Genomic DNA, 24,964 nt, shown 5'->3' with positions numbered 1-24,964 from the left:
TTGCAAGTCGTCGAAGTGCGTTACAAGCCCGCGACGACAAGATCGTCGGCATCTTCCATCTTGGGCCGTTGCCCTATCCACATGTTGTATCCAAGGCGCACTTCCCCGCCCAACGTGGGCTCGGGCACCTCGTCCTTGGCCAGCACCAGCACCACGTCGAAGCTCATCGCGTTGCCCGCGTAATTCCGTACGATGGCAACCAGTTGCGCAAACCGGGGTCCGCCCGGCAGCAAGCTTGTATACTCGTCAAGGTTCATGGGACCGATACGCAATCCAAACTTTGAGGCCCGGGACCAAACCCGAGTGCCCAGATGGTAGGACCGGCCAAGGCCGCGATGCCTGCGCCGCGAAGCGGGCTGTAGCCTCCAGCAGTCGGACGGCTCCAACGTCATCCACTCGCCGACGAACTGCTTCACCGACACATCGCTTTGAAAATACCCCGACAAGAGGCCGGAGAGGCCGTCACCGTGACGGGTGCCATTGGACAGATGCGCCGCATAAAACCGTTTGGCGAGGTCGGGCATGGCGTCGCGTTCGGTAAGCGCCTCTCCCATATACCCAGCCAGCGCGGCAACGCGGTCGGAAAACTCGTCACTCTCGGCGCGGTCGAATGACGGCGCAGGTTCCGCCGATGCCCAAGCCCGATAGAAGAGACCAAGCATCCTGTGGGTGAAGATGTTGGAGAAGTCGAGCATGGTCCGGTCGCGGTGATTGCGGAACCTGTCACGCGCATAGGATGTGATGTGCAACGGCAGGGGACCATGAGGTCCGAACAGGCCGAAGAACAGGTTCATCAAGCGCGCGGGCTTACCCTGTTCTTGGGGCTCGAACGACGCGATTGTCGATTTCGGAAACGCCATCTCGGGCAGTTGGCCAAGCCGCACCGGATCTTCGCTTGGCCTGCGGCTTTTGCCCATACGCGAGGTGTCCGCATGATGCGCCTCCAGCACGCGGAGTGCATGGAACAGGTGAAACCGACCGGGATTTGACGCCAGCCGGTCCAGGTGGCCTACACCACCTGTCTCAGGCCTTTGATCGGATCCCATCTGGTCACCTCTCCTCGTTGCTGCGTGCTGAGCACACATTCGGTAAAACTGTTGATTGCGGAATACTTTAGAAGGAACTTCTCAAGCACCGAGGCAAGCGTATAAACCCCGGTGCCTTCAAATGCGCTCTCGTCGAACTCAAGCACCACTTCAAGGCCCTTTACAGCCGTCGAGAGCACCTCGTCGGGCATCTGCCGCACGATGGGGCGGCTCTTGACCGTCACCAACCCCTCAAGCTGTCGACGGAATGTCCGGCTGTCCTTGGGCGCATAGAGACCAATGATCTCCCGCAGGGCGTCCGCGCCGCCACCCATGCCGGTGTCGGCAATCGAGAGGTAGTTGAGACTCAGGTGACTGATCAGTCGCCACGCTGCACTGTCACTGGTGAGCGAAGGGCGCGGTCGGGTCGGGACAATCGGCGTCGCCACTGACCGCACCGGTCCACCGTCCTGCAGGTGCAATACGTCGGGAGCGCCAGTGGCCAGCAGCAATGGCAAATCCCGGTTCGTGCAGAGCGCTTGTACCGACAATTGCGTCAGGTCCGCGCTGTAGGGGGCTTCGTCCCGATCGACGAGGTTCAGGTAGACCTCGGAGCCGAGGTAAGAGGTCCTCTGACCCTTTAGCCGATCTTTTTCCGACCGTTGGCGTGCGCGACGGCGCACTGCATAGAAACAATCGTTCACCTCGGCCAGATGCGAGAACCGATTGCGCGAATAAAATGGCAGGAACTCGTTCTCCACCGCTCCCTGGCTGCTGATCCCGGCCACCTTGGTAACCTGGACAACCTCGTAGTCGAGCGAGGCCGTCTTATCGACCACAACGTGATGCTCGAAATCGCTGTCCGTCACCAGCACCCGGTCGCACCGTTTCTCGAACAGGTTGACGACCGGCGTCGCGTGGAACGAGAACGCATCGACAGAGACATGCTGCGGCGCGTCCGGATGACCATCGTCAAGCAAGAGGTAGATGTCGACCTCTGCGCCCTGGGCACGCTGGAAAGCCGGTTGCAGTCCGACCAGATCAAGGAAGTGGAACCGCTCTGGCATCGCGAAGTATTCCTGCAACAGCCTGTAGCCGTCGAAAGACCGCGACGGACAGGGCAGAAGCGCGTCCTCGGGGTCATAGCCGCGCGGCTCCAGTGACGCGCTGTCCAGCTGCATCTTCCAGTCATCGCGGCGGTCTGCGGACCGGGCAAGCACCCCTTCGACGCGGCATGACAACAACTCGTGCAACAGCCAGTTTCCGCCATCCTGTCCTTTCAGAAAAACGGTCAACTTATCGGCCGAAAGCTCCTCAAGCGAGCCGCCACCCATCCGTTTCAATCGCAAGCGAATGCCCGCGCGGGCCGTTGCGTCCCGCCCCAGCCCGGCGGCAACAAGCGCGGCCCGGCTGTCGACGTACTCCGCCTCCGCAATCTCAATCGGCCAAAGGGTCAGGTCGTGCGCAGTGCAAAAGGTACAAGCGGTTTTGGTCCCCTCCACCGTATCACTGCGCAACACCGTGCCACGCGGAACGGCAAACCCATCGGTCACTTCAGCCAACGACGCGTCGGGAAGAAGATCGACCACCGCAACGGATGGCGTGGGCGCCAGAAAATGCGGATACACGATTTCGAGCAGATTGCTCGTAAACGTGGGATACTGCATGTCCAGCTCGAGCTGCACACGCGCTGACATGAACGCGAATCCCTCGAACAAACGCTCCACGTAGGGGTCCAGAACTTCTGTGCCCTCCATCCCCAGACGAGCGGCGATCTTCGGATAGGCTTGCGCAAACTCGCCGCCCATTTCGCGAATGAACCGCAGTTCGGTTTCGTAGTGACGCAACAAACGACTGTCCATATCGCACCCCTACCCCGACCGGTCGAGCGACAGCTCGCCAGTCACCAGATTGACCTGGGTGCGCATGAAGAGTTCCTGCGGCATTGGCTGGGCCCACATGATCGCCCGGATGTCGAAGTGAATGATCGTATTGGACACCTCGGTGTCCGACCGCAGGTCCACCCTAATACTGTCAGACGCGATACGCGGTTCAAATCGTTCGACCGCCTGCCGGATCGATTTCTGTATTTCCTGCGCGCGCCGCGTGGTCGAGAAGTCCCCTGCCACCTCGCGGATACCGTAGTTCAGGGTCGAGTTGAGAACGTTTGGATAAACCTTTGCATCCAGTGACGATTCCTGGTTCGACGTGTTCAGAAGCCAAGACAGATCGCGCGAAATGATATCGCGCAGCCTGCGCACATCAATTACCCGCGCCTCGCGCCCTTCCTTGAGGTTCCGTGGTTCGTCATCCGTCAAACGATCCAGCAATGACGGCTGTAGCCTGTCAGCGATCGTCCGGTCAGCCATTGTCACCTGCCGTGTCAGGGGGGACCGCGAATGTCAGGGTTCTGACATCCATCAACGCCGTATCGCCCTGATCGGTCGCGAGAACGCGTTGGCCGTGACCGACAAAGGTTTCCGCCCCTTCGTCGCGCCACACGGTTTCTCGGGCAAGGCGTTGCGCGGGCGTCCCGTTTTCAGCAGTGCCGACATAACGCGTGGGGATCAGCGCCACCTTTTCGCCGCCAGACGTGACTGTGATGGTGGCGGGCATCCAAACCGCATCGCGCAAGTCTTCGGGTTCTTCGACAGTCAGCGACTTTAAAGACGAAAACGGCATCCAGAAATATCGACCATCCACGATGATCTCCAGAACCGGTCCGAGACGCATATCCGCATCCGCAATCCATTCGAACGGGGCGCCGTTCAATTCCCCTGCTATCGCCGGCGCAGCTTCGAAAGCTCTTGAACGCAACTCAGACGCGGCTTCCAGGTTGCCTCTGGCCTGGGCTTTGACCGCCTCCAGCAGTGGCGCAATCCATTCAGGCGGCTCACCGAAAATCACCGGGTCTTTTTCACCTGCGAAGACCTTTTCGCGAAACGCTTCGCAGATGATGGCTTCGCGGTAGGTCTGTGCCATGGGTGTTGCAGATGCATCCAACTCGGCCGAGACCTTCAACTGCGTGATCGCACGTTTCCAGTCGCCCAGCACGCTGAGAAGTTGAAAGAGAAAGACGCGCAACTTTGCGTCCGCGGGGTTCTTGCGAACACGATCCTGAAGCGCGTGCAAGGCGCCGTCGAGGTCTCCTGATTTTAGCTTCTCTTCCGCAGACACCCGGTCGTAATCCTTTGCAAAAAATGAAAGGCCGGGCTTGCGCCCGGCCTCGCGTTGTTAAACCGCGAATGCGGATTTGTTGGTGACACGGCTCCAGAGCATCTCCTTGGGGGCGGAAACCTCTTTGCCGGCGGCATCCAGCGCATAGTAGTGGAACTGGATGGCCCCCCATTCAAAGCTGGTGCTTTGAACGAGCACTTCCTCGCCCTGCGAGCCGCTGAAGTTGATCGACGAGACGAACAGCTTCTTGAAGTTCACCTGCATGTAGCGGTTGGGCGTTTTTCCGCCCGAGCGACGCACAAGCAACGTACCGTCCGAGAAATGCTCCCCCTGCGCCAACGACTTGAACAGGTCCGCAGACGCGGTATCGAGCTGGTGCATGATCGACAAGCCGGAGAAATCAGCCTTGCCGGCTGTCAATCCGCCCGTTGCAGAGCCGACGTTGATCGGGTTGGCCGCGGAGAAGGAATACGACAGAACCTCCATCGCCTTTTCCTTGCTCATCAAGTCGTCCTTGGTTTCCCCTTCGACTTTCACACCGTTCGTGCCGCCCTTCAGGTAAAAATATGCATCAACCGCCATGGCGTTTCTCCAATTCTGTTATGTGTGCGGATCACAAGCCGCTCTGAAATGAAAGCGCCCCCCGAGCACCGGGGGGAACCTGCGTTAGCCTGCTTTTTCGCTAGGCAGTTTGGATACAAGCCGAAGGGACACGGAGAGCCCTTCCAACTGGTAGTGAGGCCGGAGGAAAAACTTCGAACTGTAGTAGCCGGGGTTTTCCGGATCTTCGTCGACGACCACTTCGGCTGCGGCGAGCGGGCGTCTGGCCTTCTCGTCTTCTGACGAGGAGTCTGCACTGAAATCAACGTACTGGTTGATCCAGTCCTGCAGCCATTTCTGCATGTCGTTGCGGTCCTTGCTGGAGCCGACTTTGTCACGAACCATGCATTTGAGGTAATGCGCGAACCGGCAGGTCGCGAACATATACGGCAGACGGGCCGCGAGGTTCGCGTTGGCGGTCGCATCAGGATCGTCATACTCGGTCGGCTTGTTCAGCGACTGTGCGCCGATAAAGGCCGCCATGTCCGAGTTCTTGCGATGGATCAGTGGCATCATGCCCGCCTTCGCCAGTTCCGCCTCGCGACGGTCGGCAATGGCAATCTCTGTTGGGCATTTCATGTCCACGCCGCCGTCATCGGTCGGGAACGTGTGGGTGGGAAGCCCCTCTACCGCACCGCCGGATTCGACCCCGCGGATACGCGAGCACCAGCCATATTCCTTGAAGGACTGGTTGATATTGACAGCCATGGCATAGGCCGCGTTCACCCAGTTGTATTTTTCCACCGGCTTGCCATCGGCATCCACCTCGGCTGAGGTGTCCTCCTCGAAATCAAATGCTTCGACCGGATCAGTTTTCGACCCATACGGCAAACGGCCCAGGAACCGCGGCATTGCCATCCCGATATACTTGCTATCCTCACTGTCGCGCAGGCTCCGCCAGGACGCGTATTCCGGCGTCTGGAAGATCTTCGTCAGATCCCGCGGATTTGCCAGTTCAGACCAACTTTCCATTTGAAAGAGCGATGGCTTGGACCCTGTGATGAAGGGCGCGTGCCCCGCGGCGGCAACCTTTGCCATCTCGCCCAGGAATTCGACGTCCTGCGGAGAATGGTCGAAGTGATAGTCCCCAACCAGACAACCATAGGGTTCGCCACCGAACTGACCGAACTCTTCCTCGTACAGCTTCTTGAAGATCGGCGATTGATCCCAAGCTGTTCCCTTGAACTTCTTGAGCGTCTTGCCCAACTCGTTCTTGGAGGCATTGAAGACGCGGATTTTCAGCATCTCGTCGGTTTCGGTGTTGTTCACCAGATAGTGCAGGCCGCGCCATGCGCTTTCGAGTTTCTGGAACTCTTCATGGTGCATGATAGCGTTGATCTGTTTCGACAACTTGCCGTCGATTTCGGCGATGATCGCCTTAATTGACTCGACAACGTCGCTGCCGACGAGCGCCACGTTGTCGAGCGCATGCATGGCCAGCGTGTTCACTGCGTTTTCTACGGCAGACTTTGCCGTTTCGCTTTGTGGCTTGAATTCTTTCTGAAGCAGGGATGCGAACTCCGAGACTTCGATCTTTTCCTCGACCGCACCTTCCGCTGCGCCTGACTGAGCTTCTGCCATCTGTTAATCCTCGCTCTTCGCGTCTTCGGTTTCGTCATCGGCGGGGATCTGATCTTTCAGCGCTTTCATCAGATCCGGATCGTTCATGACCTTGGCCAACAACTCTTCCGCGCCTGTCTTGCCGTCCATATACGTCACGAGGTTCGACAACTCCTCCCGCGCTTCGAGCAACTTGCGCAGCGGTTCGACCTTGCGGGCGATGGCTTCGGGCGAAAAGTCCTCCATCTTCTCGAAGGTGATGCCCACCGGCAGGTTGCCTTCGCCGGTCAGGGTGTTTTCCACCGACAGCTGCACCTTGGGCGCGATCGCCTTCATACGCTCGTCGAAATTGTCGACATCGATCTCCAGAAACTTGCGGTCCGAAATCGGCGGCTGTTTCACGTCGGACTTGCCGGACAGGTCGGACATGACCCCCATCACGAACGGCAGCTGGACTTTCTTTTCCGCGCCGTAGAGTTCGACATCGTATTCGATCTGCACGCGGGGCGCCCGGTTTCGGGCAATAAACTTCTGCGAACTTTTAGCCATTTTTCCACTCCCTATCAGTGTCTTGGGGCGTATCAGCAAAGCGTTCATCCAGATCGCGTTGCGACCGAATGACATGATGTGTTCTAGTAAGCGTCTTCCTCTTCACCGTCGCGCCCCGCGATCAGCTGGACGTTGTCCAGACCAAGCGGAGCCATGTCCTTGATGATGTCGATGAACTGAGCGTTCACCAGCGACTTGGCCCTGTTCAACAGCACCGGCACGGGGCTGGAGGGCTCGTTCTTGCTGTAATATGCGATGATCTTGTCGAGGGCTGCCGTGACATCCTTCGAGCTTGAAATTTCCCCAACGGGACGTGGCGCGCCTGGTGCCGGCCCACCGGTGCCAGCGGCCTCCGTGACTTGCGATGCCGCGTCGGCTTCACTCGCGTCGCCGCCTGTTGCCTCGGTCAGGCGCGTCTTGGCTTTCAGCAGGGTCGACAGCGCATTGTCGAGTGTCGGGCCTTCGCCGGGAACCTTTTCGGAAAACGTCCGGTCGATCGCCAGCAGGTCGTCATGTGCCGTCGTGATCCCCGCAAGGATCGCCGCCAATTGCTCGGCGTCCGTATCTTGCAGGGCCGCATCGACGGATGCGTTGGTTGGGGGGGCCTCCATTGTCTCGGGCGCAGGCATGTCGCCACTGGCAATCTCGAAATCGAGAATCGACATGCTGCCGAACACCCGGCTTTGGGTCAGCGGCGCCAAACGGATCGCGCGCAAGGTAGATTTGGGGTCGGCAAAGCCCAGCACCGCGTTCACACGCATCGTCGCGATGTCTTCGTCGTCCAGATCAAGCTCGGGGTGGCAGGTGTCCCACATCTCTTCGAGGCACCGGCGCACGTAGGTCGTCACCTTTGCAAACGCCACAAACCCGTCGAGGCGCAACTCCGCGGTCGCGAGATGCATTGCCGCCCTGAGGTCCTTGCTACGCGAGAGGACGTCCATGGCTTTCTCACGAACCAGTTTATAATCCGGTTCTTCCGCCTCTTTGATCTCGTCACCCATCTGCCGTTCTTCGCCAGGCTGGGCAGCCAGTTCCAATTCGGTGAACGCCGGGTCGTATTCCAAATTCTCGCCAGCACCGCTGCCATCGTCGAGTGTCGCGAGAAGCTCGTCCAAATTCATTCTAGGAAAAACCCTCCGTGGCGGGGCGCTTTCGCAACAGCGATACAGCCCTCGTTTTATGTCTGTGCGAGGACAAGATGCCCCCTGAAAATCGGACGACTATACGCTCTGCAACGAGGAGTGATCTCGCTACAAAATAGGAGCCTGAAAAACACGAATGCTCCTCCCGAACCCGGACACAATGTGACGTGCCATTTCCTCCACTACGGCGCACCACCACCCGAGTCGGCATGAGCCTACTGCCCAGCAGGCCCTGAGCCTAGTAAATTCTGTCCTGCTACCTGCTGAAATCACGAGAAAAAAGCGTATCGGCCCGGACTTACTTGCATATTCTCGTTAACTCTCCAATCAAAAGGGTCGCTGTCTCGCTCCGATTGTCGTTCATATCGATCGCGAACGCATTGAAGACCCGATTGGCGTCTCCATGAGTTAACTCCACGTTCACCGTGTGCTGCTTGGTCGGCGAAGCTGCGTCGCCCGTGAAGTTGTACTCAAATGCCTGACTGACGTCTCCGGTTGCGGTGGGGACAGGCACCGTTCGGGTCACGTTAGGCGAAGATAGCGTTCCGCCCGGAATTTGCAGATAGGCCCGCTTGATGCCCGCAGGGTCGGAAAAGGTGACCCGCAGCGAGACTGACGCACCCCCGGACCTGGCTTGAACAAGCTCGGGGCCACCGCGGAAGGAACTGTAGGCATCCGCCAGCCCGTTCGGGCACGGGTCGTTCGATCCCGAACCGTTGGAGGCATAAAACGGGGAGTTGAACTTTCCCTCGAAGAACGCAAGGGTCGGAGGGGACGTGTCCGAGGTTTCCCCCGCACACCCGGCCAGCGCAATTACTGCACCGCCGACCAAAAAACTGCGGCTCTTGAACATCAGCCTACTCCCTCTTGCTTTGTCGCGTCGCTGCCGGCACGGCTGCGATCAGATCAATCCCTGCGCGCGCCACTCCTCCAGCAACTCACGACTTACTTCAAAATGCATGCTGTCCTCGCGCGAGAACCCCGCGCCCCAGATCCAGCCTTCCTCGCGGAAAAAATCGGCCAAAATGGTCAGGCCCAGCTGCGTGCGGCCATCGGCAAAATTGTCGAGACGTCCATCAATGTTGAGATCGAGCGCCAGTCCAAACGCATGCGAGGAATACGTGCTTTGCGTTCCCCGGATACGCCGCACACACAAAGACCCTGAGGTATTGATGCGATCATACAGGTCCTGATCGGTTTCTCGCACGCGTTCGAATACACGGGTCAACGACTCCACCGCAGGCTGCAACATGCGCACCTTGATCGGTCCGACATCGCCCTGAAACACGCGGGCGGCAAAGGCGGGATTGGTCACGCTCTGGCACTCATCCGACAACTCGTCCCGGGGCCGTCCGAGGGTTTCTATGAGGTAGCTGCGGCTGGGCACGTTCAGACCGCGGTTGACGTTGCGCCTGTCCGCGATCAGCACGACCTGAGCGTAAGCGTCAATGATACTGTTGTCGCCATCATCATAAAGCGCGTTGTTGTCATCGAACACAGCATCGCCGGTTCCGGCGCCGCGCCCTTGCGCAACAACCGCCGCTATCTGGTCGGACAAGGCTGCGATATCCGCTCGCATCTGTTCGTTTTCCGCCCGCAGCGCAGCCAGCTCGCCGCGCATCAACTCGATATCGATACGCGCCCCGCTGTCCACCGCGCTCGTGCCCGGCGCGACGCTCGTATCAACCAGAAAAGAGCGGGAGAGATGCCACACAACCGGTGCGAGCAGGATCGCTACGGCAAGAATGATCGCGGGCAGCCAACGCATGAAATTCCTTTCAACGTGCGCTTCATCGACCCTCACGCCCGATCAGCACTTGGGCAGGACGATACTGCCTCGCGGCATCAAGGCAACCTATTTCGTACCGGATTGAAGCGTGAAACCATTTGCCAGAAATGCATTCAATACATTCGCCCAGACATCATCCCACGCCCCCAGCTTGGGCTTGTCGCCGAGTTTCGCCCCCTTGCGCTCGGCCTCCTGTTGCAAGTCATCCACCTCGGTCTGGGTGGCCCCGGCGATGTAGATGTGGCCATCCATCCGGCGGCATCCGAGGTCTTCCGCCCGTGAGCGGAATTGCAGATATGGCGCGATCAGAACCGTGCCCGGGCGCACCGAGCTTGCGATGCGCTGCTCCAGCTTGATCAACAACTCGGTGTCGCGCATCGGCTGAAAGAAATACACAACGTCGTAGTTCGCATAGCCTTCGAACTCCAACGCGTTGCCTTCGAGAATATCCCCGTTCTCCACCTCGGTCGCTTCCAACAGCCGTCGGGCCGATTGCGCGTAACCGGGGTCGAATTCCAGGCCATCGGCGTGTTGGAACACCTGACTGGCGATCAGAACCTTGCCTCCGCCCCCACATCCGACATCAAGGAACCGCGCGCGGCGGAACAGGCCTTGCGCCAGCGTTACCCGATAGGCCGCAAGCGCATGCGCGGAGAATTCGCTGGGTTTAAGCCGAATATCCGGAAAGCAGCCCAACGTTTGCGCGTCCTCGTGCTGGTCCAGAGGGTTGGCCGCATAGTCGAGGGCCACCTGCGCACGATCCATCAGGAAAAGAACCGTTTCGATCGGGTCATCCGGCTCGGGCTCCGGTCCGTAAAGAGGGACCGAATGTCCTTCTATCTGGTTTACGAAACACCTCGTCACCGGATCAATCCGCGCCCGCCAACTCATGGCGCGGCTGCTGATGTCCTGCGTGGCATGACCAATCTGGTTGATGCGAAGCCGTTCGGGGCCATCATCCGGTGCGTTCCGCATAGCGACTGCTCTCGCATGCGTGGCCCCGTGCACCAACATCGTCACTGTCTGTTTCAATGCCAGCGCGCGGCGTGTGAAGCTCTCGGCCACATCGGGGGCGCGTTCGGAAAACGGCTTCTCCAGTTCCGTGGCCATGTCATCGGCAAAGGACTGAACCTGCTGGCGGACCGCTTGGAAATCCCGGTCCACCTCTTCTATCGTTGCCAGCATACATGTGTCCTTGGTCTTGAAGATTTGCGTCGATCCGAAAGTCAGTTCCCCGCAACGGATTCGACAAAGAAATACACCCACTCTGCGCGGTCCGGCGCCACCGCCGCAACCTGACTCTTCAGAAACTCCAGATACTCGGCAGCGGGTTCCTCAAAAGGTCGCAACCCATCATAGAGCGGAGTGTCACTGGCAATCGCAACCGCAATGTCCTGCCCCAATGGCGGCTGGACGATCAGTTCCAAGCCACTTCCGGCCGCGCCAATGCTGAACGACTCCTCCGGCGCGAAACGGCGCAACCCGATCACATCGTTGGGTATCAGGTGCAGGACGTTGCCGTCTGCATCGTAGTAGTCGAGGTAGATATACGCGGGATAGTCTGCGCCTTCGAGGTCGATCACCATTCGGTCGCCATCGCGAAAGACATACTCCCGTGCGAAAAGGTTTGCGCCGACAAGATAGGGATCCGTGAACTGCTCTTCCGATTGCGGCAGTCCGAGCGCGTCCAGCTTGCCAAGCGTTCCGCATTGTGGCTCCGGCAGGAGTTGCAGGCTGTCCTCCACGGCAAGCGTGTCACCAATCTGGGCGCGCAAAGCCGCCGTCAACTCCGACCGCAACCCCGCATCGGGCAAGTGCCCCCGCAATTCCAACGCCCCGGTTTCTGCGTTGAACGCCGTTTGCAACCGTGCACAGGGAACCGACGACAACACCTCGAAAACACTGTCCCGCAGGTCTTCGCCTTTCTGCCCCGCCTGCTGTGGCGCGACGAAAGCGGTTAGTGCCAGCAATCCGGCGGAGTCCAGAGCAAGCTGCCCCGCCCCGCTCCAGGCCATCGCAGAGGCGACCCGGGCATCGGGCAGAGCACCTTGGCGCGCCCCCGGGGCCGACACGCCGGTTGCGCTGGCCGAACCGACGTCCGGTGCGAGTTGCGGCAGCACGGCAGCCGCCACTTCGATGCCCTTGGACGCGGGCGCTGATTGTCGGATCGCCAGCACTGACTTTTCTGGTGCTGATACACGCGCGACCGCAGGAGCCGACTGCGTTGCAACCTCTGCCGCCACATTGCCGGAGGGCGGGCGCGCCGCACTCAGGGACGCGCCATCTGGCGTTGCGGATCGGGCCTCGCGCTTCGGAATGAGATCGCCCACGGCCACCCCGGCCGCCGGCGTCGTTTCCGGTGCAGCATCACTTTCGGCGTCTCGCACGACTGCCTGCGTCTGCGGAACCTGCGCCGTCTGCAATATCATTTCCAGAGCGGGCATTTCCTGCTGTGGAATGGCTCGTGGCAAAACGGCCCAATAAAGTGCGATACCCGCTATCCCGTGCGCGATCAAAGACAGCACTAGACCAGTTGCAAGGCGCGGCGCGGTTCCCATGCCGTTACTGCGCCGCCGGGGTGACAACGATGACGGTATCTCCCAGTTGCGCGCGTTCCAGTGCGGTCATGATGGGCATCACAAAGCGCACCTGTGCGCCCGCATGGGCATTGATCCGTATCAGTCCGGTTCCTTCAGACCGGGCGATTTCGGCCACGTCTGCAAACCATTCCTCTGTCGAGACGGTGCGTCCGTCCACCGCCAAAGCGCCTGTTTCCGAAACCGATATGGTGATGCCGCCACCTGGCATGTCACGCCCCGAGGCCGCGACGGGCGGCGACACCTCGAACGGGGCCGTTGCATCCAGCCGACTGACCAACATGAAAAAGCACAAAAGGAAAAACACGACATCGACCAGAACGATCACCGGTTCGGTCATGCGGGCGTGGTGGCGGCGCGCGAGTTTCATTCCGACCTTGCTTCTAGTTGCAGGATCCGCGACTCCGTCACGCCTGCGCTTGCCACCGCATCGAGCGCTGAGGCCAGCGCCTGCACGGGCGCATAGGGGCTGGGCAGAATGGATACGGACAAGTCCGGATTTGCAGCACGCTGCGTTGCAAGCAGGGTGGCCAACTGGTCGGGCCCGATGATCCGACCGCGCAGACGGAGATCGCCACCGCGATCAATGCGCACCAACACGGTCGCGCCGGTTGTCCCCTGCGCAGAGGGCACGGCAGACTGCTCTGACTGGGCGCCAGTTTCGCTGACGGGGATCATGTCCAGATCAAGGTAGACAGACGTCACCATGAAATAGATCAGCAGAATGAACAGAATGTCGATCAGCGGGACCAGCGACACCGACCGCGCCTTGCGCCACCGCTGACTGAGCACGATCATTCGGCGGCACGACGGCTATCAGTGCGGCGCGCGGTGGCAACGCTTGCCCGCTGGATGACCCGTTCGATGCGCAGGGTACCCGCCTCGACACGACCGGACAGGTAGCTCGCACCAACCAGCGCCGGAATGGCCACGACCAGTCCGGCGGCCGTGGTCAGCAAGGCCTGCCAGATCCCGCCCGCCAGGATCGATGCATTGGCTGACCCTGCGGCGAGCTCCAGCGACCTGAACGACTGGATCATGCCCAGAACTGTTCCCAAAAGCCCCAAGAGCGGTGCGATCATCCCGATCAGGTCAAGCGGGCGAAGGCCACGGGCCATTCTGGCAACCTCTGCATTGCCCAGCCCCGTCAGGTCTGAGGTCACAAGGTCGGACGACGCCCTCAGGTCAAACAGCTCGGCAGCGCGAAGGGCGACGCGGTCGGCCGGGGTGGCAGCCTGAAACCCGGGCTGTGCAATGTCTCCGCGCTCCAGCGACGCCAAGAGCGCCTCGCGCGCCGCGTTTTCAGCGGCCACCCCGCGCAAAGCGATCGCTCTGGCGAAGATGATTGCGACGCTGGCGACGGACAGACCCAGCAACACCAGAAGGATCGGTGCGACAGTGCCCATATCCGAGATGTTCAGCCCGCCCACGTTATTGCACCAGGGCCGCAGAGGCCTTGCTTTGAAGTTCCATGAACTCGAAGCAGTCCAACTCCTCCCCGTTCTGGGGACGACAGGCACCGATCTCATGCAGCAGGAGCTCTGCGATATCACCGCAGGCGACATCGGGGAACTCAAACAGCTTGAGCGTCGTCCGTGCGACCGGCAAGGGCGCCGCATCCACTGTCAGCAATTGGTCGATCACGCCGCCCTGGTCCAGCAATGCAAAGGAAACCTCGAACCCTTCGAATGCGCGCCCGGTTCCATTTCGGAACAGAAAGAAGGCGCGGCACACGTCCCCCTCCCCCTGCTCGAGCTTGTTCAACTCGACAACCAGAGGCCCGTCGATCGCGCTCTCCTGACCCAGTGCCGGGGCCGCCAGGCATGCGGACACCGCAAAAACCATTCCAATTCGAAACATATCTCCCCCCGGCCCAGCCACACTGTTGACCCCGGCCCAATCAGACCTGCCTTGAAGAAACATCAAGGCCCATCCCGCGGTATGCTGCCCGCGCGGGTCGGCGCGATCAAGTTTTAAACCGCTCCACCCCGGTCAGGGTCTGGATTCAATGGTTCTGGCCGACATCCCGAGGATGAGATCCTCGCGCAGCGCCAGGCGGCTCGACAGGGCTTCGGCAACCGACACGATGTTTTCGTCCCGCGGACGCCTGAGTTGGAACAGCGGTTCGCGGGAGAGAATGGCAATCACTTCGCTCTTGCCATACTCGCCTTCGATCACCTCGACCGCGAGCCGGTTTGCATTTTCCCCAACCTCCTCGAGAGACCACAAAACCCGGATGCGCCGCATGTCGCCTTCGACCGCCCCCAGCAGAGACAGCTCTTGCTGGTTGTCGTAGGCATTGGGCAGGACGTGAAACACCTTTCCGGTGTTGTCGACCACCATGACCCACAGGTATCCCTCTTCGAGCGCGACCGGCAATTCGACATCGACAACGGGATTTTCGCCGGTCCGAAAGACGCCATCCTCTGAAACGACCCCGGTTTCCCCATTGATCAGGCTGATCTCGAAGTCCGTGGACATCGGCGGCAATACGGCGCGGATGGCGCAGACATCTTCGTTGAGAACCGTGGTGTCGAGGGTCAGATCCCGATCTCCGACAATGTCTGCGAGGGTCAGTCGCAAGACTTCGGCATCTCGTGCCTGAGCCAGATAGCCACGAACGGTCACGCGGTCGCCCAGTTGATACACCGCACCCGGACCGGCGTCCTGACGCAGAGCTCCGCAGGTTCCAAGCTGGTCCAAGTCCGCTTGCAGGGTTTCCGACGGCAACTCCCTCGGCCCGGCCAGCACGTCATAGGACATGCGCGCACCCGACGCGCTGGCCCAGTCTTCGACCCGGGCGATCACCTCGTCCCGCAGCAGTGCGTCGGGCGCAAGACCGGTCAGACGACCGCTAGTGTCCTGAAACTCCAGCGACCATGTCTCCAGCCTTGCGATCATCTGCGCGAGCATCGCGAGCCGGTCGGGCCATGCGTCCGAAGGGGCCCCACGGGCGATCGTCAGGTTGTCCGGCGGCACGGCTTCGCCTGTGGCCCGCGCAAAGGCCGAAGCCAGCGTCACGGAAGCCTCTTCGCTGGGGACATTTCCGGAAACCGACGCACCGGCGTCATCCAGACTGGCTGCAAACACATAGGGCGAGGCAAGCGGCGGCCCGGGCACAAGCACGCCCGACACCCAGAGACCGCCCCCAATTGCCGCGATCAGCGCCGCCCCACCGAGCACCGGGAGGAGCCTGCCGCCGCCACCTTTCCCGGCCTCGGTCGTGCCAGAGCCGACCTGCGCACCCTTGCCCGAATTAACCTTTGACGGGTTTACGATCACCGTCGCTGCGTCAGACGCCGAAACACTATCCGTTGACGTCGCACCGCTCAGCAGGGAAAGCGCCTCCTGCGCCGTTTGCGGTCGGTCCGCCGGATCCGGTGCCGTCAGGTGACTGAGCAGCCCGTACAGTTCGGGCGGAACATCCGACAGGTCCAGCGGCTCCTGCTTGGTGCGGTAAATCTCGCCCAGCGATGAGCCGACATTCGGGATGCTACGCCGCAACGCCGCCAACAAAGACGTGCCCAGCGCATAAAGGTCGGATCGGACCGTTGCGTCACCCTCAAGTTGCTCGGGTGCGGCATACTCGTATTTTCCGGCAAACTCGTTGCCAACGATTGTCCTGGCATCGGCGGCCGTGTCCTTCGCGATACCAAAGTCAATGATCGTGGCCTTCTCAGGACGCGCCTGCCGAAGGATGATGTTGTCCGGCGACAGATCACGGTGGACGATTCCCTGACCGTGGGTTGCCACCAGCCCTTCGAGCACATGACGTGCAACCACAAGCAGTTCGTCTGAAGACAGCGCGCGCTCCAGCATGACGTCATGCAGCGACGGGCCTTCGATATAGTCCATCACCAGATACACGTGCCCGTCATCGGTCCGAGAGCATTCATTGTACCGCACAACCGCGTCGTGCACAATCATGCGCATCTGCTCCTCGCGCTTCATCAGAGCGAGGTAATCCTCGTTGCCCGAGAACACCGAGTTGAGCACCTTGACCGCCATTTCACGGTCCACGATCTGGTGATGCGCCAGATAGACTTCGCCTGTGCCTCCGCGCCCCAGAAGCCCTTTGATTTCATAGGTGTTGTTGAGGATCGTTCCCACTTGGAAAACATCGTCGGGGCGCGGTTCTTTCAACGAGGTCATTTCAGGTTCTCCAATCGTGCAGGCCAGACGTGGCCCTCAGCCCCTGACGTTCGATGTGTCTTGCAAGACCGCACGCCCTGATTGCAGCGACTATTTCACCCCGTCCCCTCTCCGGCAATAGAAGATACCGCGCAACCGCTCGGATACTGAATAGACTTCAATGATTTGCAGAACGTTATGCTCCTGAAGCGCGACGCGCACATGAGGTCTCAGACGATCGTCATCAAACGTCAAAACCTGCGCAGCGGTTTCGGGCGCACGCCGGTTAAATCCGTTCTCCCGGCCCCATGCGCCTGTCAGACCCCAACAAGCAAACGGCATGGATGAGGCGTCAGAGCTTCGAGTGTCGGGTTTTCTCAAGGCTTTTGGACGCATGGCTCCCGGTCATTTCCTGAAGACTGAGCGCGCGATCTCATCTGCAAGTATGCTGATGCCGGGGGCAATCCGGTCTGCATCGATGGAGGAATAGGCCAGCCGATAGAAATGCCGAGGAGCGGTCGCCGGATCATAGAACGCCTCACCCGGCTCAATTACCACGCTACGCGCATAAAGCCGTTGCGCCAGATCGCGTGTGTCTATCCCTTCGGGCGCCCGCATCCAGAAACATGAACCGCCGGTCTCCGCAGGCCCTGCCGGGGTCAGCTCGTGCTCCTCTATGGCTGCGATCATTGCCTTGCGGCGGCGCTGATAGGCCTTCTGCATTCTGTTGATCTGCGCATCATAGTGACCAAGCGACAAGAAATACGCCGCGGTGCGCTGGATGTGGCCCGGCGGATGGCGCAAGACGGTCGTGCGCAGTTTGCGGGCTTCTTGCGCGAAGACGGTCGGCGCGACGAGGAACCCGAGCCGCAACCCGGGGAAGAGAGATTTTGAGAAGGATCCCACATAGATGACGTTGCCTGCGTCATCCATCGATTTCAGGGCGGGCGACGGCGCGGTTTGAAAGGCCAGTTCGAACTCGTAGTCGTCCTCGACAATGATGAACTCTCGTTCTTGTGCCAGACGCAGAAGCTCTTTGCGACGGGACATCGGCATCGTCGCGTTGGTCGGACATTGGTGGCTGACCGTGGTGAACAGCACATCAATGTCCTCCGGCAGGCGATCCGGCGGCAACCCCTGATCATCGACGTCAATCCTGACCGTCTTGCAGCGCGTCTGGTCAAGAATCTGGCGCAGCCCCGGATACCCCGGCGTTTCTATCGCGGCGCGCCTGCGCTGGGTCAGAAGAAGCTGCGCACAAAGCCAGATCGCATTCTGTGCACCCATCGTGATAAGGATGTTCTCGGGGGCTGCGGAAATGCCCCGGCGCGGCAGGATGTTGCGGCGGATATACTCGATCAGTTGAGGATCATCGCGCTCGTAGTGATCCATCGTCAGGGAGTCGAAGTCCCTTTGCCCAAGCGCCTGAAGCGCGCATTGCCGCCAATTCCGGTGATCGAAAAGCGTTGGGTCGGCCTGTCCGTACACAAAGGGGTACTTGTAGTTCTGCCAGTGTCTCGGCCTGTCAATTCCGGCGTGATCCTGCACGCGGCGCGCAAGATGGCGCGTCCAGTCTACGCGGTTGGCATCCGTAGGTGGCTTCAGGTCGAAACTCGGGGCGACGGGTGCGGTTTGCGAGATGAAATACCCTGATCGGCCCCGCGCCACGAGGTAGTCGTCCGCCACCAGATCAGTGTAGGCGAAGGTGACGGTTATCCGGCTGACACCGAGGTGCCGGGCCAACGCGCGGCTCGATGGCATCCTCTCCCCGCGTTGGAACTCACCAGACAGAATGCCATCGACCACGCGGCGTTTGATCCGGTGCTGAAGCGTTCCGCCGGGCGTGGTATCGAGATGAATGCTTTGGGCGTGTATGGTCATATCTGGACCTACCGTGCCCCAGAAATCATGGCGCATCTAGGTCCAGAACGATCGAGACGTGCGAAATGGCCGGCGCTGTGTCGGGTGTCTGGCCTTCGGAGTCGTCCGCGGCGGCGGGCCTCGCCCAATCTGGCCTTATCCGACGCGCCTGTCTGGCCCTATTGCGCCCTGCCCGGCTAAGGCACAGCTTGTTCGGGGATACTTGGTTCTTGACGGACCGGACACACACAGGAGCGCACCGATGAACACGCAGCTTACTTCGAATGATCTTTCGCGCGTAATCGAAGCGGATCGCGCGCATCTGTGGCATCATCTGCTTCAGCACAAACCGTTCGAGAAAAGCGACCCGCGCATTATTGTCGAGGGCAAGGGCATGCGTGTCTGGGACCAGAAAGGCAAGGAGCACCTCGATGCGGTCTCCGGCGGGGTCTGGACGGTCAATGTCGGCTATGGACGCGAGCGGATCGCCGATGCGGTTCGCGATCAACTGGTCAAGATGAACTACTTTGCCCAGACCGCCGGGTCCGTCCCCGGCGCGCGGTTTGCGGAGATGCTGATCGACAAGATGCCCGGAATGAGCCGCGTGTATTTCGTGAACTCGGGCACCGAAGCCAACGAAAAGGCCTTCAAGATGATCCGTCAGATCGCGCACAAGCGTTTTGGCGGCAAGAAGCACAAGATCCTCTACCGCGAGCGGGATTACCACGGCTCCAGCATCGCGGCGATGTCAGCCGGCGGTCAGCAAGAGCGCAACGCGCAATACGGCCCTTATACACCCGGTTTCGTCTCGGTCCCGCACTGCCTCGAGTACCGTGCGCAGGTCGAAACGGAGAATTACGGCGAATGGGCCGCAGACCAGATCGAGCAGGTGATCCTGCGCGAAGGGCCGGACACCGTGGGCGGGCTCTGCCTGGAGCCGGTGACCGCAGGCGGCGGCGTGATCCCGCCCCCGCGAGGCTACTGGGAGCGTGTCCAGCAGATCTGCGAAAAATACGATGTGCTGCTCCATATCGACGAGGTTGTCTGCGGCGTAGGAAGAACGGGCACATGGTTCGGGTATCAGAACTACGGGATCAAACCGGATTTCGTGACAATGGCCAAAGGGGTCGCCTCCGGCTATGCGGCCATCGCCTGTTTGGTGACGACCGAAGAGGTGTTCGAGGCCTTCAAGGAAGCGCCCGAAGACCCGATGGATTACTTCCGCGATATCTCGACTTTCGGGGGGTGTACCGCCGGTCCCGCAGCCGCGATCGAGAATATGAAGATCGTTGAGGAGGAGGATCTGTTGGCAAACACCGCCGAGATGGGGGCACGCCTGCGCGCCAACTTGGAGGCCCTGTCCGAAAAGCACGCTGCTATTGGCGACGTGCGCGGCGTGGGGCTGTTCTGCGGCGCTGAACTGGTTGCAGATCGCAACACGCGTGAGCCTGCCCCCGAGGCGCTCGTTCAGGCGGTCGTTGCAGATTGCATGGCGCAAGGCGTGATCATCGGCGCCACCAACCGCTCGATCCCCGGCTTCAACAATACCTTGTGTTTCAGTCCCGCGCTGATCGCTCGGGAAGCCGATATCGACGCGATCACGGACGCAGTAGATGACGCCTTGGCCCGTGTGTTCACCGCATGAGCGCGCTGCCGTCCACCGCGCGTGTCGTCATCATCGGCGGAGGTGCAGTTGGTGCCTCTTGCCTCTATCATCTGGCAAAGGCTGGCTGGACCGACTGCCTGCTTCTGGAGAAGAACGAACTGACCGCCGGGTCCACATGGCACGCGGCCGGCAATGTGCCCACCTTTTCGCCCTCCTGGGGCGTCATGAACATCCAGCGCTACTCGACCGAGCTATACCGCGGTCTCGCGCAGGAGGTGGACTATCCGCTGAACTATCATGTCTCGGGCTCCCTTCGATTGGCTCACACCAAGGAACGGATGCAGGAATTCAAACGCGCCTGCGGGATGGCGAAGGCGCAGGGCATGGCCTACGACCTGCTTTCCCCGGAGGAGTTGAAAGACCACTACCCGTTTCTGGAAACCCATGATCTGGCAGGCGGGCTTTACGATCAGTTCGACGGCGATATCGATCCGGCGCAACTTACACAGGCGCTGGCCAAAGGGGCGCGGAACCTTGGTGCGAAAGTCGCGCGGTTCTGTCCCGCCACCGGGATCACCCGTGACAAAGGCGAGTGGGTGATCGAGACGCCCAAGGGTACGGTGCGCGCCGAGTTTGTCGTGAATGCCGCCGGATACTATGCGCAACGTCTGGGTGAGATGTTCAAACCTTTCGGCGGGCGCACTGTTCCAATGATGGTGATGAGCCATCAGTACATGCTGTTCGAAGAGGTCCCAGAGGTCAAAGCCTGGACAGAGGAACATGGCGGCAAGCTGCCCATCGTGCGTGACGTCGACAGCTCGTATTACCTGCGACAGGAAATCAACGGCTTCAACCTCGGGCCCTATGAGCTGAACTGCAAAGGCCATTGGATGGACCCGTCCGACCCGATGCCGGACGATTTCAGCTTCCAGCTTTATCCAGACGATCTGGAGCGGCTGGAATGGTACATTGAGGATGCGATGGCGCGCGTTCCACTTCTCGGGGAGGCGGGGCTTTTCAAGGTGATCAACGGCCCGATCCCCTACACGCCTGATGGCCTGCCCCTGATCGGTCCCATGCCGGGCGTGCCCAACGCATTCGAGGCATGCGTTTTCACCTTCGGCATCGCGCAAGCGGGCGGGGCTGGGAAAGTGCTGGCCGAATGGATCACCCAAGGTGAAACCGAGTGGGATATGTGGTCCTGCGATCCGCGTCGGTTCACCGGGTATGCAGATCAGGCCTATTGCGATGCCAAGGGCATGGAAGTGTACGGCCACGAATACGCCATGGACTTCCCCCACCACGTCTGGCCTGCGGCGCGCGACAAGCGGCAATCGAGCCTCCATACGCGCCTGCAAGAGGCCGGCGCCGTGTTCGGCGTGTTCAACGGCTGGGAACGCGCAAACTGGTTTGCCAAAGCCGGTGACGACACGTCCGAAGCCGCCACCCTGACATGGGAGCGCAACGGCCCGTGGCATGCCCGCGTGGCTGAAGAGGTCGCCGCCGTCCGCGACGCCTGCGGGATGCTGCCAATCACCGGCTTCACACGGTTCAAACTGACCGGCAGCGGCGCACGCGCGTTTGTCGACGGGCTGACCGTGTCGCGGCTTCCCAAACCCGGACGCGTCGGGCTAGCCTATTTCGCCGACACGCGCGGACGCATCGTGACAGAGATGACCGTCGTCGTGCGCTCTGAAGAAGAGGTGGACCTGATCACAGCCGCCGCGGCGCAATGGCATGACGGTGCGCTTCTGGCAAACAACCTGCCCGACGGGATCACCATGACCGACCTGTCCGACCAGATGGACTGTTTGCTGGTCACGGGCCCCAAGGCGCGCGAAGTCCTTGCGCCCCTGACCGAGGGACATGACCTGTGCAGGTCGTGGTTGAGCGCCAGCTTCGACGGAACCGTCGCGGGGCAACCATGCAGCTTGTTGCGGGTCAGCTTTGCCGGGGAACTGGGATGGGAGGTGCACTGCCCAAGCGCTTCGGCCCCGGCTATCTGGGACGCGCTAAGCGAAGCGGGCGTCCGCCCCTTTGGCATGTTCGCGCTGGACAGCATGCGCATTGAGAAGGGCTATCGCGGGTGGAAACAGGACCTCTCCACCGACTACACCCTGTTCGAGGCCGGGTTGGAACAGTTCGTCGATCTGGACAAGAACACGGACTTTCCGGGGCGTGACGCGCTGCTGGAGGAACGTGCGACCGGTTCCACCAAGCACGCGGTTGGGCTCGTCATCGATGCGAACGGGCTGGACGCGCCTTATATGGCGTCTCTCTGGAAAGATGGCGAACTCGTTGGCGAAACAACGAGTGGCGGCTGGGGGCACCGGGTCGGCGCCTCGCTCGCGATCGGGATGCTGCGCGCGGATCTGACGACGCCCGGCACGGTTGTCGACATCGATATCTTTGGCGATCTGCATCAGGCCACCGTGCGGGAAATGCCCTTCTGGGATCCGAAAAACGAAAGGCTCCGTGCATGAAGGTTCCTCCGTCGCGGGCCCGCGCGGTCATCATCGGAGGCGGTGTCTCAGGCTGTTCCGTCGCCTACCATCTGGCGAAACTGGGTTGGACGGATGTGGTCCTGCTGGAACGCAAGCAGCTGACCTGCGGCACCACGTGGCACGCGGCCGGTCTGATCGGGCAACTGCGCCCGTCGCAGAACATGACACGCCTCGCGAAATACTCGACCGAACTTTACACCACGCTGGAGGCGGAGACCGGCGTCGCCACCGGCATGCGACAGAACGGCTCGATCACCGTCGCCCTGACCGACCACCGGTGGGAGGAAATTCGACGTCAGGCGACGCTCGCCAAGACCTTTGGGGTCGAGGCCGAAGTGGTCACACCCGATGAGGTCAAGGCACTCTACCCGCACCTCACAACGGATGATTTGCTGGGCGGGGTGTTCCTGCCCAAGGACGGGCAATGCGACCCGGCCAACATCGCCATGGCGCTGGCCAAGGGCGCGCGCATGAACGGCGCCAGCATCTGCGAGGGCATCAAGGTCACGGCGGTGGAGGACGACGGCAAACGCGTCACCGGGGTGCACTGGTCGTCCGACGAAGCGGAAGGTCACATCGCAACCGACATCATCGTAAACTGTGGCGGGATGTGGGGTCGAGACCTTGCCGCGGCCTCCGGCGTGACACTCCCCTTGCACGCCTGCGAACACTTCTATCTGCTGACTGAGCCTGTAGCCGGGTTGCGGTCTGTCCCGGTCCTGCGGGTGCCGGACGAGTGCGCCTATTACAAGGAAGACGCTGGCAAAATGCTGCTCGGCGCGTTCGAGCCGCGCGCAAAGCCCTGGGGCATGTCGGGCATTCCGGAGGATTTCGAGTTCGACAGCCTGCCCGAGGATTTCGAGCATTTCGAGCCGATCCTCGAAAAGGCGATGCACCGCATGCCGATGTTTGAAACGGCCGGAATCCACACGTTTTTCAACGGCCCCGAAAGCTTCACACCCGATGATCGCTATTACCTCGGGCAGGCCCCGGAAGTGGCGGGGTATTGGGTCGCGGCGGGGTATAATTCCATCGGGATCGTGTCCTCCGGCGGGGCGGGTATGGCGCTTGCGCAGTGGATGAACGATGGCGAGCCGCCGTTCGATCTGTGGGATGTGGACATCCGGCGTGCACAACCGTTCCAGCGCAACAGGCGCTACCTCAAGGAACGGGTCACCGAGTCCCTCGGGTTGCTCTTTGCCGATCACTACCCTTACCGCCAGCCGGAAACCGCGCGCGGCATCCGGCGCAGCCCGATCCACGAGCACCTCAAGGCAAACGGCGCGGTTTTTGGCGAGTTCGCCGGGTGGGAGCGCGCGAACTGGTTCGCTGCCCCGGATCAGGAACGCGATTACCGCTATGACTGGAAAGGCCAGAACTGGTTCGAAAACCAGCGCGCCGAACATATGGCCGTGCGCGAAAACGTCGGACTGTTCGACATGTCCTCCTTCGGGAAAATCCGTGTCGAAGGACCTGACGCCTGCGCGTTTCTGCAACGCATGTGCGGGAACAACGTCGATGTGGCCGCAGGCAGCCTGATCTACACGCAGATGCTCAACGCGCGCGGCGGGATCGAAAGCGATCTGACCGTGACGCGCCTGTCGGAGACCGCCTTCGTCATGGTGGTGCCTGCTGCGACAGTGGTGCGTGACCTGAGTTGGTTACGTCGCCACCTGCGCGACGAGCAGGTGGTGATTTACGACGCTACCGCACAAGAGGCCGTGTTCTGCGTCATGGGCCCTTCCTCGCGCGCCTTGCTGAACAAGGTGAGCCCGAACGACTTTTCGAACGACGCGCATCCCTTTGGTACCGCGCGGGAGATCGAGATCGGCATGAGCCTCGCCCGCGCGCACCGGGTCAGCTACGTGGGCGAGCTTGGCTGGGAAGTGTATGTCTCCGCCGATCAGGCCGCCCATGTCTTCGAAACCCTGCATGAGGCCGGGCAGGATGTGGGTCTGAAGCTCTGCGGGCTGCACGCGATGGACAGTTGCCGGATCGAGAAAGCCTTTCGGCATTTCGGCCACGACATCACCGACGAGGATCATGTGCTGGAAGCAGGCCTCGGGTTTGCCGTCAAACCCGACAAGGGAGAGTTCATCGGGCGTGACGCAGTGCTGCGCCGCAAGGAAAGCGGTCTGACCCGCCGCATGCTGCAGTTCCGTCTGACCGAGCCGGACGCAATGGTGTTCCATAACGAAGCGCTGGTGCGCGACGGCAAGATCGTTTCCATCGTGACCTCAGGCAATTACGGCCACGCGTTGGGTGGCGGGATCGCAATGGCCTATGTGCCCTCCGAGGGTGAGAGCATGGCCGATGTGATGGGGTCGACCTACGAGATCGATATCGGCGGGGAGCGCATTCCTGCCGAGCCTTCGAAATCACCACTCTATGATCCCAAGCACGCGCGCATGCGCGCCTGACCAG

At 60.9% G+C, this 24,964-nt stretch carries 22 protein-coding genes; 3 read left to right on the top strand and 19 right to left on the bottom strand.

Annotated elements, in window-relative coordinates:
• Nucleotides 1-20: 20 nt before the first annotated feature.
• From tssG to ACP15N_RS17070, 19 genes are all read right to left on the bottom strand, one after another.
• Nucleotides 21-1,046 carry a type VI secretion system baseplate subunit TssG gene (gene tssG, locus ACP15N_RS17160; protein WP_425093568.1) on the bottom strand — a complete coding sequence of 342 codons (1,026 nt, stop codon included), beginning with the start codon at nt 1,044-1,046 and terminating at the stop codon, nt 21-23.
• Complete coding sequence (gene tssF, locus ACP15N_RS17155; RefSeq protein WP_425093567.1) at nt 1,010-2,887, bottom strand: type VI secretion system baseplate subunit TssF; 1,878 nt, start codon at nt 2,885-2,887, stop codon at nt 1,010-1,012. The genes tssG and tssF overlap by 37 nt, the downstream gene beginning before the upstream one ends.
• A gap of 9 nt (nt 2,888-2,896) precedes the next feature.
• Nucleotides 2,897-3,394, bottom strand: a complete 498-nt coding sequence (gene tssE / locus ACP15N_RS17150; RefSeq protein WP_425093566.1) for a type VI secretion system baseplate subunit TssE — start codon at nt 3,392-3,394, stop codon at nt 2,897-2,899.
• Nucleotides 3,387-4,202, bottom strand: coding sequence for a type VI secretion system accessory protein TagJ (locus tag ACP15N_RS17145; RefSeq protein ID WP_425093565.1), 816 nt, complete (start codon nt 4,200-4,202; stop codon nt 3,387-3,389). The genes tssE and ACP15N_RS17145 overlap by 8 nt, the downstream gene beginning before the upstream one ends.
• 57 nt (nt 4,203-4,259) lie before the next feature.
• Nucleotides 4,260-4,784, bottom strand: a complete 525-nt coding sequence (locus ACP15N_RS17140) for an Hcp family type VI secretion system effector (protein WP_425093564.1) — start codon at nt 4,782-4,784, stop codon at nt 4,260-4,262.
• 84 nt (nt 4,785-4,868) lie between these two features.
• Nucleotides 4,869-6,383: a type VI secretion system contractile sheath large subunit gene (gene tssC, locus ACP15N_RS17135; RefSeq protein WP_425093563.1), complete on the bottom strand. Its 1,515-nt coding sequence runs from the start codon at nt 6,381-6,383 to the stop codon at nt 4,869-4,871.
• A gap of 3 nt (nt 6,384-6,386) precedes the next feature.
• Nucleotides 6,387-6,911 carry a type VI secretion system contractile sheath small subunit gene (gene tssB / locus ACP15N_RS17130; RefSeq protein WP_425093562.1) on the bottom strand — a complete coding sequence of 175 codons (525 nt, stop codon included), beginning with the start codon at nt 6,909-6,911 and terminating at the stop codon, nt 6,387-6,389.
• An 83-nt stretch (nt 6,912-6,994) separates the two neighbouring features.
• Nucleotides 6,995-8,032: a type VI secretion system protein TssA gene (gene tssA, locus ACP15N_RS17125; RefSeq protein ID WP_425093561.1), complete on the bottom strand. Its 1,038-nt coding sequence runs from the start codon at nt 8,030-8,032 to the stop codon at nt 6,995-6,997.
• 319 nt (nt 8,033-8,351) lie between these two features.
• Nucleotides 8,352-8,906 carry a hypothetical protein gene (locus tag ACP15N_RS17120; protein WP_425093560.1) on the bottom strand — a complete coding sequence of 185 codons (555 nt, stop codon included), beginning with the start codon at nt 8,904-8,906 and terminating at the stop codon, nt 8,352-8,354.
• Between the two features lie 48 nt (nt 8,907-8,954).
• On the bottom strand, nt 8,955-9,821 hold the full coding sequence (locus ACP15N_RS17115; protein ID WP_425093559.1) for a M15 family metallopeptidase: 867 nt from the start codon (nt 9,819-9,821) through the stop codon (nt 8,955-8,957).
• A gap of 87 nt (nt 9,822-9,908) precedes the next feature.
• Nucleotides 9,909-11,027: a class I SAM-dependent methyltransferase gene (locus ACP15N_RS17110; RefSeq protein WP_425093558.1), complete on the bottom strand. Its 1,119-nt coding sequence runs from the start codon at nt 11,025-11,027 to the stop codon at nt 9,909-9,911.
• A 41-nt stretch (nt 11,028-11,068) separates the two neighbouring features.
• On the bottom strand, nt 11,069-12,271 hold the full coding sequence (locus ACP15N_RS17105; RefSeq protein WP_425093557.1) for a DUF4384 domain-containing protein: 1,203 nt from the start codon (nt 12,269-12,271) through the stop codon (nt 11,069-11,071).
• A 133-nt stretch (nt 12,272-12,404) separates the two neighbouring features.
• Nucleotides 12,405-12,809: an ExbD/TolR family protein gene (locus tag ACP15N_RS17100; protein ID WP_425093556.1), complete on the bottom strand. Its 405-nt coding sequence runs from the start codon at nt 12,807-12,809 to the stop codon at nt 12,405-12,407.
• A complete protein-coding gene (locus ACP15N_RS17095; RefSeq protein WP_425093555.1) occupies nt 12,806-13,237 on the bottom strand; it encodes an ExbD/TolR family protein in 432 nt (143 codons plus the stop codon). Before ACP15N_RS17095 ends, ACP15N_RS17100 begins: the two co-directional genes overlap by 4 nt.
• A complete protein-coding gene (locus tag ACP15N_RS17090; protein WP_425093554.1) occupies nt 13,234-13,869 on the bottom strand; it encodes a MotA/TolQ/ExbB proton channel family protein in 636 nt (211 codons plus the stop codon). The genes ACP15N_RS17095 and ACP15N_RS17090 overlap by 4 nt, the downstream gene beginning before the upstream one ends.
• Before the next feature lies 1 nt (nt 13,870).
• On the bottom strand, nt 13,871-14,299 hold the full coding sequence (locus ACP15N_RS17085) for a hypothetical protein (RefSeq protein WP_425093553.1): 429 nt from the start codon (nt 14,297-14,299) through the stop codon (nt 13,871-13,873).
• A gap of 132 nt (nt 14,300-14,431) precedes the next feature.
• On the bottom strand, nt 14,432-16,591 hold the full coding sequence (locus ACP15N_RS17080; protein WP_425093552.1) for a protein kinase domain-containing protein: 2,160 nt from the start codon (nt 16,589-16,591) through the stop codon (nt 14,432-14,434).
• Between the two features lie 90 nt (nt 16,592-16,681).
• The gene (locus ACP15N_RS17075; RefSeq protein WP_425093551.1) at nt 16,682-16,912 is read right to left on the bottom strand and encodes a hypothetical protein; all 231 of its coding nucleotides are present in this window, start codon (nt 16,910-16,912) and stop codon (nt 16,682-16,684) included.
• A 63-nt stretch (nt 16,913-16,975) separates the two neighbouring features.
• Nucleotides 16,976-18,451: a PLP-dependent aminotransferase family protein gene (locus ACP15N_RS17070; protein WP_425093550.1), complete on the bottom strand. Its 1,476-nt coding sequence runs from the start codon at nt 18,449-18,451 to the stop codon at nt 16,976-16,978.
• A 241-nt stretch (nt 18,452-18,692) separates the two neighbouring features.
• Here ACP15N_RS17070 and ACP15N_RS17065 point away from each other — a divergent pair, with 241 nt between their 5' ends.
• From ACP15N_RS17065 to ACP15N_RS17055, 3 genes are read left to right on the top strand one after another with little or no spacing between them, the layout of a single operon-like run.
• Complete coding sequence (locus ACP15N_RS17065; RefSeq protein WP_425093549.1) at nt 18,693-20,075, top strand: aspartate aminotransferase family protein; 1,383 nt, start codon at nt 18,693-18,695, stop codon at nt 20,073-20,075.
• Nucleotides 20,072-22,519 carry a GcvT family protein gene (locus ACP15N_RS17060; RefSeq protein WP_425093548.1) on the top strand — a complete coding sequence of 816 codons (2,448 nt, stop codon included), beginning with the start codon at nt 20,072-20,074 and terminating at the stop codon, nt 22,517-22,519. Before ACP15N_RS17065 ends, ACP15N_RS17060 begins: the two co-directional genes overlap by 4 nt.
• A complete protein-coding gene (locus ACP15N_RS17055; RefSeq protein ID WP_425093547.1) occupies nt 22,516-24,960 on the top strand; it encodes a GcvT family protein in 2,445 nt (814 codons plus the stop codon). The genes ACP15N_RS17060 and ACP15N_RS17055 overlap by 4 nt, the downstream gene beginning before the upstream one ends.
• Nucleotides 24,961-24,964 lie beyond the last annotated feature (4 nt).

Source organism: Tropicimonas sp. S265A (assembly GCF_049800835.1).
GTDB lineage: Bacteria > Pseudomonadota > Alphaproteobacteria > Rhodobacterales > Rhodobacteraceae > Dinoroseobacter.
The sequence above is the reverse complement of the archived record's forward strand: the minus strand, read 5'-3'. Positions and strand labels throughout refer to the sequence as shown.

Coding starts and splice junctions, on each gene's coding strand:
- tssG (WP_425093568.1), bottom strand. CDS start 1,046: ATGGGATCCGATCAAAGGCCTGAGACAGGTGGTGTAGGCCACCTGGAC.
- tssF (WP_425093567.1), bottom strand. CDS start 2,887: ATGGACAGTCGTTTGTTGCGTCACTACGAAACCGAACTGCGGTTCATT.
- tssE (WP_425093566.1), bottom strand. CDS start 3,394: ATGGCTGACCGGACGATCGCTGACAGGCTACAGCCGTCATTGCTGGAT.
- ACP15N_RS17140 (WP_425093564.1), bottom strand. CDS start 4,784: ATGGCGGTTGATGCATATTTTTACCTGAAGGGCGGCACGAACGGTGTG.
- tssC (WP_425093563.1), bottom strand. CDS start 6,383: ATGGCAGAAGCTCAGTCAGGCGCAGCGGAAGGTGCGGTCGAGGAAAAG.
- tssB (WP_425093562.1), bottom strand. CDS start 6,911: ATGGCTAAAAGTTCGCAGAAGTTTATTGCCCGAAACCGGGCGCCCCGC.
- tssA (WP_425093561.1), bottom strand. CDS start 8,032: ATGAATTTGGACGAGCTTCTCGCGACACTCGACGATGGCAGCGGTGCT.
- ACP15N_RS17120 (WP_425093560.1), bottom strand. CDS start 8,906: ATGTTCAAGAGCCGCAGTTTTTTGGTCGGCGGTGCAGTAATTGCGCTG.
- ACP15N_RS17115 (WP_425093559.1), bottom strand. CDS start 9,821: ATGCGTTGGCTGCCCGCGATCATTCTTGCCGTAGCGATCCTGCTCGCA.
- ACP15N_RS17110 (WP_425093558.1), bottom strand. CDS start 11,027: ATGCTGGCAACGATAGAAGAGGTGGACCGGGATTTCCAAGCGGTCCGC.
- ACP15N_RS17105 (WP_425093557.1), bottom strand. CDS start 12,271: ATGATATTGCAGACGGCGCAGGTTCCGCAGACGCAGGCAGTCGTGCGA.
- ACP15N_RS17100 (WP_425093556.1), bottom strand. CDS start 12,809: ATGAAACTCGCGCGCCGCCACCACGCCCGCATGACCGAACCGGTGATC.
- ACP15N_RS17095 (WP_425093555.1), bottom strand. CDS start 13,237: ATGATCGTGCTCAGTCAGCGGTGGCGCAAGGCGCGGTCGGTGTCGCTG.
- ACP15N_RS17085 (WP_425093553.1), bottom strand. CDS start 14,299: ATGTTTCGAATTGGAATGGTTTTTGCGGTGTCCGCATGCCTGGCGGCC.
- ACP15N_RS17080 (WP_425093552.1), bottom strand. CDS start 16,591: ATGACCTCGTTGAAAGAACCGCGCCCCGACGATGTTTTCCAAGTGGGA.
- ACP15N_RS17075 (WP_425093551.1), bottom strand. CDS start 16,912: ATGCCGTTTGCTTGTTGGGGTCTGACAGGCGCATGGGGCCGGGAGAAC.
- ACP15N_RS17070 (WP_425093550.1), bottom strand. CDS start 18,451: ATGACCATACACGCCCAAAGCATTCATCTCGATACCACGCCCGGCGGA.
- ACP15N_RS17065 (WP_425093549.1), top strand. CDS start 18,693: ATGAACACGCAGCTTACTTCGAATGATCTTTCGCGCGTAATCGAAGCG.
- ACP15N_RS17060 (WP_425093548.1), top strand. CDS start 20,072: ATGAGCGCGCTGCCGTCCACCGCGCGTGTCGTCATCATCGGCGGAGGT.
- ACP15N_RS17055 (WP_425093547.1), top strand. CDS start 22,516: ATGAAGGTTCCTCCGTCGCGGGCCCGCGCGGTCATCATCGGAGGCGGT.